Annotated in this window: 1 protein-coding gene; it reads right to left on the reverse strand. The window is 63.4% G+C overall.

The window, feature by feature from the left end; genetic code table 11:
* Window positions 1–34: 34 nt before the first annotated feature.
* A complete protein-coding gene (locus tag ACVJ5M_RS34545; RefSeq protein ID WP_354099362.1) occupies window positions 35–13411 on the reverse strand; it encodes a filamentous haemagglutinin family protein in 13377 nt (4458 codons plus the stop codon).
* Between the last annotated feature and the right edge of the window lie 232 nt (window positions 13412–13643).

Raw genomic sequence — 13643 nt, forward strand, 5'->3', positions numbered from 1 at the left:
AAGCCTATCAATCTCGAGTTGAACGCGCAGACCATCACTGCTTGTCGTTCCCCGATGGCGTCGTATCGGACTCCTTCTTGTCGGTCGCCTGGTCATCCTGACCGTCGCCGCCGCCATAGCCGATCACCTCGACGATGAAGATCGAACCCTGTCTGCGGGCCCCGGTTGCGGTTGGCGTTTCCGCCGACTTGGCGGCCGCGCCGGCCGTATTCGAGCCTGCCGTGAGCGCGCCGATATTGGGAACGGATACGGTCGGAATTCCGGTCGTGCTCCCCTGCACCTGGAAATTGCTGGCGTTGGCGATGACGGGTGCGACGAAGACTGCGCTGCCCGAGGCGCGCACGCCGGCGGTGCCGAAATCGATCGTGCCGCGCGGTGCGAGAAGATAAAGCTGGGACGCGGCTGCTTGCGACGACGCCTGCAGCGTGCCGATGCCCGCGCCGGTCACGAAGCCGCCAAGATCGATCGACTGGTAATCATCCTGATCATACAGCACCTGCAGCGCCGGTGCCGACAAGGTCGTCTTGGAGCCGCGGCCGGCGTCGAGATTGCCGTTGGAGCTCCACATCAGGATGTCGCCGCCCTGGGTCGTGAGCACGCGGCTCGAATTCACCAGCGCACTTTGGTCTGTGAAGGTGTTGATCGCGCCGCCACCCAGGGTGAGGATGCCGATATCCCGCAGCTTCAGCGCCGAGTTGGGTTCGGCCGCAAGCGAGCCGACGATGATATTGCCACCCGGGCCGAACATCGAGATATCGCCGCCGAGCTGGGTCTGAACCGTGGCATGCAGCAGGTTCATGTCGCCAGTCTTGACCAGCTGGCTGGCGCCGTTGCTTCCGCTGCCGAGCACATTTGCCGTGTAGCCCAGTCTCGCCGGGAACATCGTCTCGATCATGCGGTAGCCGCGCTGCGTGTCCGACGACGTGCCATCCTTCTGGCCGATGCCGACGGCTTTGAGCTCGGCGAAGAATACCTGGTCGATAAAGACGTGCTGGAGGTCAGCGGGCAAGGCCTGGAAGGCCGCGAACACGCTGGCATCGGTGTCACTGTCGCCTGCCGGCTTGCCGATCCGGCTCAAGAAGGAGCGCAGCTCGGACATGTAGTTATGTTTGACGCTGCCGGCATTCGCCGGATCGATATAGGAATTCACCACGGCGGCGTAATCGACACCGAACTTGGTGCCGAACATCGTGATGATGTCGGCGCCCTGCTTGGTGCCGGCAGCGTCCGTCAGCGTCGCATTGCGCCGCGGATTATTCGCCGGGCCGAGCAGCGACTGGTTGTAGATGCCGACCGAACCGCCTCCCGTTTTTTCCGAAATATAGATGTTTCCGACCGGCGTCGGGCTGGAATTGCCCACCGACACAATGCCCTCCTGAACCGGAGCCTGGGTCGCATTGTCAAACGCCGCCGGGAGGAATGGGCCAATATCGCCGCCGGCCTGAACCACGAGGAAGCCGGGTCCGGCCACCTGCAAGCCACCGCCATTGTTAAAGCCGGTGTAAGTGATGTTCCGGCCGGCTGCGATCGTGCTGACGTCGCTGGTATGGATGTTCTGCACGATGATGTTGAGATCGACGATGTCGCGCCCCGCATAGATGCTGGTCGGGCGATTGATCTCGATGCGCTGATAGACATTTTCAGTCGAACTGGTGGTCCTCTTGCCGTAGCTTCCCGTTGCCTTGATATCGCCGGTCGCGGCGTAAATGCGGGCGGTCGTGTCGAAACCGTCGGCTACATCGTTCTCATGCGCAAGGATCGCACGGCTGGACGACTCGTCATTGCCGCTATTGGGACGGAACGGATCGAACGCAGCGTCGATCAGAGACGGCCCGGCGGAAATAAGCGGGCGTGAGATCGATTGCGACGTCGATGTCTGCGGGTAACCGAACGTGAGGTCGATGCTGCCCTGCGCCAACAAATTGAAAGTGCCGTGCTCGGATGGGCTGAGCACGATGCCCGGCGCTGGAACCGCAGCCGAAGCACCCGAAGCATTCTGATTCAGGATGTTGCTGATCCCGGTCGTTATCAGATTGCCCTGCAACGCGATGGCCTCGAAGCTCGCAGGATAAGTCGCCGGAGCCGCCTGAACATTCAGGCTGTTGGCGGGATTGATGGCGATCGTCGTGGGCGCGATGGCGATCGTCACGTCGCCCGACTGCGCCACCAACCGAACCTTGCTAGCGGAGCCGTAGGCATCGAAATACAGCGGTAGCGTCGGGTCGGGCTTCAGCTCCAGGGGATTCGCCTTGCTCGGTTGCTGGGCGTGCAAGGCAGCCGGGTTGACAACACCCGCCATCGCGATCGAGCCGTTTGCCGTCATCGTGATCTGCCCGGTATCGACAGCAAGCAGCGGAAGGTTCGGAAGCTTGAGTGTACTGTTCGCGTACTTGTAGACATAATCGTTCTGGCCGATGTCGCCGCCCGCGACGATGCTGGCGTGGCCGGATCCCTCGTAGAACGAGCCGCCCCGGATGTCGCCGCCGGCGCGCACGACCATGTTGCCGCTGCCGTAGAGATGGGTCACGGGCGTGCTGTTCGCCGACAGGCCGCCGGTGACGCGCCCAGTCGTCGGAGCCGACACCGACACATCGAGCATATTGCGCCCGGCGAGAACGCTCACATTTCCGCCTGCGCTCAGGAAGCCCTGCTGGAAGCTGCCATACTGGATCCACCACGCGGTTTGCGAGGCGATCTGCGTTCCAACCGGCGCGAAGACACCGGCACCGAGGATCGAAGCGCCGGCGCTGGGCGTCACAGCGGAATTGGATAGCAGCCAAGGCTGATAGTACTGAGGCACCTTCTTGTAGACCGTGTTGCCGTTCTCATCCTTTGTTGCGATCACCTTGGTGCCGCCCACGACATCGCGCTGCGCGTCGACGACGACGTCACCGCCCTTTTCGGGGAAGGCCGCCGCAGTTGGCGGTCCGTAATAGAGCTCAGTGGCTCCGGCCGCGAAAGCCGCGTTGCCATATCCCAGCACGCGGGGCTCGAAGAAGCCGTCCGGATTGGTCACGACAACGCCGGAGGCCTGCAAGCTGTAGGGATTGGCATAGGTCGCGGTATTGACGCCAGCCGCGTAGATCACGCCAGGCGCAGCGACGTCCCTCATGATCACATCTTGGGCTGCCGAGATGGTGATGTTGCCAGTGCCCGTCCGTATCATGGTCGGAATGCTGACATCGACCTTGGTGGTGCCGTCTTTCAGGAACTGGCCATAGCTGCCGTGCTTGTCGACGATGACGTCTCCCCTGCCGTTCGCAAGGGGGACCCTGCCGGTCGGATTGGCGCTCGAGATATCGGAACCGGCGGTCAGGATGTAAGCCCAGGACGACGGCGCCGTCACCGTCTTGATGTTCGCCTGGCTGCAATCGACGGTGCAGACGAGCAATGTGTGCGGGAACAGATCGGCACTCGCGAGATCCTGCGAAGCCGGGCTGATGCCGTTGCCGCTATCGCCGATCTTGTAGGGCGCGATCGGCAGCTGGCCGGTGGTATAGTCGTTCAGATAGATCGAACCGAGATCGACCGAGCGGCTGGTCGCATAGTTCGCGAGCTTGTCCGTGTAGCCCTTGTCGAGATAGTTCGCGAACTGGAAGAAGCCGTCGGAAATCGAGGCGTTGACGTTGATGTTTCCGGCAGCGCGCAGCGACAGCACGCCGGCGTCGAGCCCGCCCCAGGGTGTCGCGAGACGGTAGGTGAAGTTCACGTAGCTCGATGCCGGATCGAAATAGGTCACGCCGCCGTCGGTTGCGAGGTTACCCACCGTACCAGCAGCCAGATTCCAGTTGCTGCTGACGGTGATGTCGCCCTTGGAGTTCACCAGGTCGACGCCCGGCTGCACGTGCACGACGTCCGCGCCGAGGCTGTCGACCAATGGAGCAAGGCGCGTGAACAGGTTGGTGAAGCCGTAACTCTGCCCGTTATAGCTCCACGTCCCCTTGGTGATCTGGGAGATCGTATCGCCGAAGAACACTCGGTCGGGGCTCGTGTCGCCGGTAAAGCTCGCGACACCCGGTTTGCCTTGGTTGGCAGGGTCAAACGTGTCGTAGACCCCGCTTGAACTCCATGGAATGAAGTTCTTCGTCTTACCTACAAAGGTGATCGTACCGTCCGGATTCCGCTTTGATGTACCGGAAAGATTGTTCGCGGCCGAGAATCCTATGGTGGCGTTCCCGTTGCCCAATCTCACCTGGACCGACGGTTGCACGGCGCTGCTGGCGCCACCGCTCCCGGGCACCACATCAGCAGACACAATCGTGAGGAAGGAATTTGGTACGCCACTAAAGCGTCCGACAGACGGTAGCACGACTACGCCGTTGGGCCCAACCTTCACGCTCGCCAAGGGACTGGTGTAACCGCTGCCCGGGTTGGTGATAACGACGAACAGCACCCCGTTGGCATCGACCTGCCCATAACCCTGGGCGGCGACGCCGCCCGCCGGCGGCGGATCGATCGTGACCGGAATATTCGTCTGACCTGGCGCGTATCCGAGATTATCGGCGGCAGTGAAACTGTATATCCCCATGACGAAGTTCTTGAGCACTGCGCCATTGCTGTTCGGAATTGAAACATCGCCGCTGACCACGCTGGTAAAGCCGTTGGCCGTGGTGACACTCGAAAACTGCCATCCGGAAACGTTGGTCCACGATCCATCCGTCGCAAGTATTACATTCCCGTTCGGGTCCAACTTGTACCAGCCGGCAGGATCGATCGTGCCGAACCAGCCAAGGCTTGATCCGTCGAGGCCGTGGTTGCTAGCGGTGGTGTCGAACGCGATGAAGCCGTTCACGGCGACCGAGCGCGCGCCGACGATGCCGACCTTTGAGCGGTCGTTGACGTTGTTCGTGGCATCGATCACGGGAAGCGCGTCGAAGGTCTTGTCGCCGTCGGCGTAGAAGTTCGTGCCGTGCGTGCCCGACGGGTTGGCGACATTGCTGATCGCTGCAATCTTGACGTCGTTGTTGCCATCCAGTGGGGCGCGGAACGTCACGGTGCCGCCGCTCAGGCCGCCCCTGGTGCCGCCGGAGACGTTGATCTGCGTACCCTGTTGCAGCCAGATTTTCGACTTGGCGTCCCAGCCGATTCCGATGGTGACGTCGCCGCCACGCTCGTCGGCGTGCGTGGTCGAGGCGTCGATCACGCCGCTGCTCGCCAGGAACACCGAATTGGCACCGTAGAGCGCGACCTTTCCGCCGGCCTGCCCGGTGCCGTCGATCGTGCTGCCGCCATAGCCGGTGGCATCCAGCGTGCCGCGGATGATGACCTGACCCAGTTGCCTTTCCTGGAAGATGGGAATCCAGGTCGGATCGTCCGCCGTAAGCGTAATGTTATTGGCCTTCAGCGTGTGCCCTGCCGCCAGTTCGAGATTGCCGGTGCGGGTGTGGATGTCGATCGCGCCGGTGAGGCCGCCGGCGAGCAGAATGTCCGCAAGCGCCGTCAGGTCGGCCGCACCGCCTGTATCAAGCTTGAACCGGCCGCCGAGGCCGGGACCGCCGGTGCCGAGCAGCCGGCCGGCGAGCATCGCGCCGCCGCGGAGCGCGTCCACCTCGATCGTCCCGCCATAGCCTTGACCACCGCTCGTCGTCGCGACGTCGATGGTGCTGCTGGCGTCGGTGATGACCTGGCCTCCGCCCGTGGCGTTCGACCCGATGTCGGCATACAGCACGACCTTGCCGCCTGACAGATAGGTGTCGACGTCGACCAGCGTCTTCTTGTAGCCGCGCGCCGAGATATACGCGCCGGGATTGAGGGTAACGTTCCCCGCGATCGCACCGAGCGTAATCGTGCCGGCCTGCGCCTGAATGGTGCTGCCGACGGCAATGTTCGACGCCGTGACCGTGAGAATGCCGCCGGTCTCGTCGCTGTCGGCAGGCGCAGTTGCGGCCGAGCCGCGCGTCACCGGATCGACGATGGAGATATCGCCCGACGCCGTCAGGACAAAACCCTGAGGAGTTCCCGCGGTTGCGCCGGAGACCAGAATGCGCGGCGTGCTGACGGTGAGGTCGGTCTTGTCGCCGTTCGCGCCGAGCGTCATCGTGCCGGGGCCTTTGACGACCACGCTGTCGTCGGCCGACCATTTGACCTTGGAGAAACCGGCAATGGTGAAGTCGCCGTTGACGACATTCCCATTGACCCGGCCGCTGCCCAGGTCGATTTCCTTTGCAGCCAGTTCGAGGCTGTTGCCGTTCGCCGCCGGAGCGCTGACGGGCGGGCTGGCCCCGGTGTTCTTGAGCGTGATGTTGTTGCTCGCCGAGATCAGACCGTCGCGTGTCAGGGTGGCGCCACCCGAACCCGCCACGGTCATCGTGCCGGTGGATGCGACACTGACCTTGCTGTTGGGATCGAGCGCGATCTGGGTGTTGGCGGCGTAGGTCGTGGCGACGCCTGCGGCGGATGTGACGGTGACGCCGACGCTGAACTCGACCGTCGCCGAGGAGGAAAACGCCAGCACCGTTCCGGCGCGCAGATTCAGGCTGGTGCCGGGATTGAGCACCTCGCTGCCGAGCGCGATGCCGGTGGCGTCCAACGACAGACTGCGCGCACCGGAATTGAAATCGCCATACACCGTAACCGGACCAGACAGCGCGCGCAGGGCCAGTGTCTGCACGTCGGCGAACTGGGTGCTGTTGGCCGGCAGCACCAGGCTCTTGCCGGCAACCGCCGAGGCCGCTCCGACGCCGATGGTCGGCGCGATCAGGTTGACCAGATTGGCGTGCAGGTCCGTTGTATTGATGGCGATCGCGTTGTTGGAGGCGGTGGCTTGCAGCGTCAGCGTGTTGGTCGAGATCTTGACGCCGTCGGCGATCGCCACCTTCCCGCTGTTGCTGGTGTCACCGCCCGCCAATGTCAGGCTTCCGGTCACCGGCCCGGCCGGCAGCACGGCCGTTGCGGTCGCGACATCCTTGAATTTGATCGTGAATGCTGGCGCCGAAACTCCGGTCGCAGTCGGCCCCGTCAGTTGCAGCGTCGGGTCGTTGCTCGCCACGAACAAGGCGCCGCGCCCCGGCTGTTGCGCACCGCCGTTCGCGTAATAACCGAGAGCCAGCCGCGCGGGGCTCGTGGGATCGAGGAGTTTTGCAAGATCGGCACCCACGATCTCCGTTCCAGAGAGCGTCCCGCCTAAAGCCGCGGCGAGGCTCTGGGCCGTGACAGGCGCCTGCCCGTCCGCAGCAACGACGTAATGGCGCCCGAGCCCGGCATGAACGACACCCGTAGTTTTGATGATGCTGCCGGTATTGATGGTCACCGTGCCGCTACCGGCCTCCGGGACATAGACCGGAAGATCCAGCAGGACGGACTGCGATCCGACCGTCACCGATTGCGTGACTTCCTGCCATTGGCCGACCTGCTGGGCGACAAGCAGGATCTCCGGCGCGCTGAACGTCTCGCCGCGCGTATCCACGACGACATTGCTGGCCGTCGGCGTGATCAGCGTGCCCGTTGCGAAGTCGCTGCGGCTGCCGCCGATCAGAATGCTCTCGAAGTCGTTGAGCTGGGCAACGTCGAGGCCGACATAGCCGGCCGGAATGTCGTTGTTGACGTACCCGGCATGGCCGACCACCGCGAGCTTGGGCGCGCTTATGTCCAGCTCGCTGCCGCGGCCGGTGTTGCCGTTTCTGTCCTGTCCCGGCAGCGTCCGCGCAACGCCGTTCATCACGATCGACTGGAGCGCGGAGATCGACAGCCGGCCCGCATCCATCGGCAGCCGCGGCGCCGTGACATTGTTCTTGGCCGCCAGTTGGGCATAATAGGCGTTGGCGCCGTTGAAGCTGTACTCGCTGTATTGCTGCCAGACCGAGCTTGTCTGCACCGCGAACACCGTCTGGCCGGACGACTGCTTTCCGGGCGCGGTCGACTGCGTGTAATGACCGGTCACCAGAACGGTGCCATCAGGCAGTTTGGTTCCCGTGGCAATGTTCTTGCCGGTGTTGTCGCTGGAATAGACGACGACACGCATAGCGCCCGGCAGCGTCGCATAGTGCGCCGGATAAAGCGTATAGGTCCCCGCCGGGATGCCGTTGCCGCCGTCGATCGTGATCTGGGTGCCGGCCAGCGGGATCGCGTCGCCGGCGGTGACGGTCTTGCCCGCATCGGCACTGCGCGCGGTCGCAAAATGGATGTCATACGCAGCGATCGGATCGGTCTGCGACGGCAACAGCGCGTAGACGGTCTGGCCGGAAGGCGTCGTGGTCAGGCTATCGCGCGAGCCGCCCTTGCCCGCAATCCACTCCATGGCCTGGATATCGCCGCCGCCACGCAGGTCGATCGTCGAACCGTCGGCGCGCGTTACGTTCGATCCGGCCAGGATCAAACCCTTCGACGGCGGTTGCGCCAGCGGATTGAGATTGGCGTTGTAGTACCAGTTGGTGCCGTCGGACGTCGCACCATAGGGAACGGTCGTGTCGGCCAGCGACACCGAGGTGAGGCTCCCGGCCTCCAGCACCACCGACTGCGTGATGATCTTGGACACTGCGCTGTCGGTATTGCCGAGCGCGATCTTGCCGAGCGGCGCGAACAGATTGCCCGCTTGCTCGATGGTCCCGGCATACACGGTGATGCCGCCGCCGGCCGATAGCGGAATCCCGGTGTAGCTGTTGGCGGGCGCGGCGAACTTTACGTTCCCCGGCGTCTCGATCGTGAAGTTAACGGCGGAGACCGGATAGATTCGCTGGGCGGAGAGCAGGAGATCGCCGGCCGAGACCAGCTTGCCGGTGAAACTCGACTGCTCCGCCGTCGCGCTGGTGTCGTTTCCATTGGTCTTGAGACCGTTCACAACCTTGAGCGTGCCGAGGCGGAGGTCGCCGCTCGCAATCAGGTTGATCTGGCCGAAGCCCGAGAAGTCGAGGCCCGGCTGAGCGTCACCCGGTTTGAAATTGGACGGTCTTCCACTCTCCAGATCGATCGTCTGTGCATTCACCGTCAACGTGCTGGTGCCGGCCACCGGCTTAATACTGGAGAAGCCGGTGAGCACGACATAGGGCGCCGCAATGCGTGCATCGATCGAGCCGGATCCCGGCGCCTTGATGTCACCTGCCGCAATGTGCAGACGGCTGGTTACGGTCCAGTTCAGCGAACTGGAAATCGTGAGCGCTTTCCATGACGGATCGCTGTCGCCGTAGGTGGTGCCGGGCACATCGGTGAAGATGCGCGCGGCGCCGCCCTGCGCCGCGGCGGCGTAGAGATAGACGTTGTCAAACGGCGCGAGCTGATCGGCCGAAACGGTGAGCGTCGTCGGCGCGCTAATGACGCCGGCGGCGCCCTGCTGCAGGAATATGTTGCCGCCTCCGAGCAGGATGGTCCCGCCATTGGCGCGCGCGTCAGCATGCACCGTGCCATCGCCGGCGACATAACGGCCACCGGCCGCGGCGAAGCTGCCGCCCCAGGAAAATCCGCTGACGTCTGCGCTCACCGTGCCGGCGTCGCTCCAGGACCATTGCGACGTAGTCGCGCCGCGCGCGCCTGCCACCTGGATGTTGCCGGCCGCGCCGGAGACGTCGACCACCGCGCCGGCATCGGCGACGAGGTAGCTTTGCTGCGGGGTGCCGGCGGAGCCAGGAGCGCCATAAGCGAAATAGAACTTGTTCTTGTTGGTATCTGTCGGGTCTGTGTAGGTGTTGACCGTAGTAATCGCTCCACCTTCCACCGCGAACGTACCGCCAGCGATGTAGCTACCGCTCGTCCTTGGACCGTTGACCGTCCCGAACAGGGAATTGGCGACGAATGTCCCGGACAGGTCGATCTTCGCGTCAGACGAAAGATGCGTCGCCAGCGAGTTGATGAAGACGGAGCCGCCATGGTCGATGATCGTGCCACGCAGCTCGACGGACTGCGCTGGGACGCTCCAATCCGGAGTGCTTGGCTTTGGACTGGTAGATGTCGACCCGCTGCGATCTTTTGTGACCGCAGCCATCGTGATGCTCGCCTTGGGATCGGTGATGATCTTCGAACCCGTATCGAGCTTGATTTTGTCGGCCCTGAGCGTGAGATCGACCGGCTTGCGCCGGTCGTCCGCAAGCAGTGCCAGTTGCGGCGCGGGCTGCTGGCCGAGCTTGGTCCCGGTCGGCGTCGCTGTGTAGTCGGCGAGACTCGCCAGGTTCTTCTGCTGAAGGGTCAGGCTGGTCCCGGCCGAGACGATGATCTGGGCGTCCGCGCCGGACCAGTCGTCGCTCACCGTCTCGATGATGTAGGAGCCGAAGCCGCCGCCCGTCAGCAACGAGACAGGCAGCGTGCTCGCTTTGCCGCCGATGCGGATCGACGACGTCTGACTATCCTCGATCCGGATGGTGCCGACCGCGGCAACCCTCAGGCTCCCGTTGCTCTCGAAGCCATAGCCACGCAGGGTGCCGTCGAGCCCGATGACAGCCGGCTTCGCTAGATTTGGCGTTGGATGATGTGGGCCATTGATATCCTCCCACTGTCCACCCGAGTACAGGGCGAGCGAAATGCTGCCTGCCTTGCCAGCCATCACGCCATTGGCTGCGGTCTTGGCCTTGCCCTGCGGCGAGATGTAACCACCACTGGATACATCAAGGACGCTACCGTTTGCTAACAAGATGCTTCCGGTCGCGTCCAGGTAGCCATCTACGACAGCTGTGCTGTCCTTGGTTGTGGTAATCGAAACTGTGCCGCCATTGGTGAAGGCGGGACCAGCCGCGTCAACTCCCGCCACTCTTCCGATATCGTTTACAAATCGACCGCTGACATCGATCGTGCCCTCGACGAAAATGTTCGCGGCGATCGCGTGACCCGATTGATCGGTTGGGGCCTTGAACAAAGAACTGAATTTGCCTCCAACCGAGACACGATCCGTTGATAGGCTGACGCTTCCCCCTGCCGCCGAAACCGTTCCAGCGATATCGATCGCACCACCCGCCGTGACGGAAAGGCTGCCGCCGGCCGCGAGATTGAGCATGCTGCCATCCGACAACACGAAATCGTTCGCCGTCACCTTCAGCGAGCTGAGGCCGTAACCCGACAGGATGTCGGCCGACAGATTCGTCGTATAGGTGCTTTGCGTTGTGTAATTGGCCGATGCCGTCGCGCCGATCTGCACGCTCGACGGTGTCGTCAGCTCGAGTGAGCCCTGCAACGGCAACTGCCCGCCGCTGATCTGCCGCTCGCCGGCTGTCGAGCCGAAATACATCGTCCCGAGCAGCGCCGGATTGACGGTCACGACGCTTACGCGTCCGGCGTCATGCCCCTCGGTGAAGCCTGCCGAATAGATCTGGGTTGGCGTGGACCAGGTTTCCGTGACGCCCCAGCGCGCATGCTTGACGATGAACTGGCCCGCGATCCCGAGATAGGTCATGTTCGGGTCGGCGTTGGTCATGCTGTAGATGCGGCCGTCGCTGCCGATCAGGCGCGTCGTGTTCACCATGCCGGGCAGGAACTTCACGCTGCCGCCCGCGACATTCATGATCGAGCCGTCGGTCTTGACGCTGGCAGCACCGTTGCTGGTGGAGAGGTCCGTCGCGAGAGACACGCTGCCGCCGACGGTCATCAGCTGGTAGATGCTGCGCGGGACCTTGGCGACATAGCCGCTGGCGTCCGCGAGCGGCGTTCCCACCCACGTGGTGCCGTCGCTGCGGGTGCCGGTGTTGCGGATGTCGATATACATCGTCTGGCCGTACAGCGCGCCGTTGCGCTGCAAGGGCATGTCGGCGAACTCGGCGCGCGGCTGGAACGAGATGATGTTGTAGCTCGCCGGCAGCTCGACGTTCTGGAGCCCGGCGACGTCGACCGTTGCACCCGGCGAAAGCAGGACGCTCTGCGCAGCGTTCGAGTTGGAAAGGACGCCGCCTTCGTTGCCTCCGCTCGTGCCGACCCTGCCCTGCTGGAAAAGGTTTGGTACGTCGCCCGTCGGAAAGAGCTTCGCGTTGAGCGAGACCTGCGCCGATGGCGCCGAGATCAGCCCGTTCGATCCGACCGTGACGTTGGTTTGCGCCGACATCTCGATATAGGCCGGCGCGAAGCTCTGCGTGCTCGCCAGTCCCGCCGCGCCGTCGTCGACCGGAAGGCTCGAGATCACGCCGTTCATGGTGACGCTGGTCGCCGCGCGGAGAAGCACGAAGCTGTTGCGGTCGATACTTGTATCGACCGAGATCACGCCCTGGATCAGTCTTCCGGCGCTGTCGGCCAGAGCGTGACCGCTCGCATCTGTGGGATTTCCGATCGCAACGGTATCGCCATTCATCACCAAGATGCCGCGAGAAGCGTCGATCACACCGTCATGTTTGACTGCACCAGTGCCAGCCAGATAAGTGCCCGCAGCACCAGTTGGATAGCCAAAGGGTTTCGATGGATCTCCCGCTACGTCGTAGTACGACGACGCAAACTGCGACAGCCTGAATTCGGTGCCGCGGAATTTGATGGTGTTACCCTTGTCATCCTTGCCCAGTACACTGTCCGGCAGCGCCGAATAGCCGTTCGGAACGACATCGATCGTTCGCGCCGCCACCATGGCGACCTCCCCACCGGGCGTGGTGATCGAGCCGGAATTGTAGACGTTGGCGCCGAACAGATAGACCGAGCCGGGCGAGCCAAGCGAAACCTGGTCTGAGAGGATATTGCCGGTGATGGACGCGCCGCGCTCGACCTTGATGTCGCCGGCGATCAGCTTGGTCGCCGCGCCGCCGTCCTTGTCATAGATCGAGAACGAGTTGAGATCGGCGATGCCGTTGTTGAGAAAAAACTGGTCGCGCGTCGCCAGATCGCTGCCGAGCTTGCCGACATCGAGGCTGGACGCGATCAGCGTGTGAACGTTGACCTGTGAGCCCGCGCCGAAGATGATGCCGTTGCGGTTGATCAGGTAGACGCCGCCGATGGCATTGATCTGGCCAAGAATGCGGCTCGGCGAGGCGCTGGGATCCTGCACCCGGTTCAGCGCAATCCAGTCGGACGCGGACTGCCTGAAATTGACCGTGGTGTTGGCGCCGACGTTGAACGTGTCCCAGTAAAGAATGCTCTTCTTCTGGGTCTGCTGGATATCGACCGAGACCTTCGAGCCGCTCGTCGTCTGCTTCGGCAAATTCGCGCCGAGCCATTTGGAGGCATCGGCCTTGATGCCCGCCAATGGATCGCCCGCGGTGCCGCCGAACGGCATCAATCCGCCCGGGCTCAATCCATTCGGGACGGACGACGCAGCGGCCTGGGCGGCGGCGGCAGCATCCGACTGGAGCTTGCGCGCGGCGGCAAGCGCTGCTGCCGCACGGGCAAGCGAGGTCTGGGCCTGGGTCGCCGCGCCGGCAGCCTGCTGCGCGGCCAAAATCGCCGCCTGCTGTGCGGCCGCCGTCGGCACCACCGTGCTGGCGCCCGGCGTGAGGCTGCGTGCATGGCCGAAACCGCCCGCGACCGACAGCGCCAGCAGGCTGACGCCACAAAGCAGCGTCCGCTCAAACGCACGCCGCATCCCGGGGGGAGAAACAAGGATATCGCGATGGGGCACGCTGCGGCACTTTCTGATTGCAAGTTCCAGTCGAGCACGCCGCTGATGCAGGCGCATTCGCGCCTCGCATTTACTTTTCGTTTGCTAACATTCATATGTCAGATTTGTAGCATTGAAGCACTATGTGCATCCGCGACATCGCGTTCCTCCGGCCGAGGTGCGGCAAAATCGCTTCAATTTCAGCAGGAAAGCGTGC

Source organism: Bradyrhizobium sp. S3.7.6, from assembly GCF_054061875.1.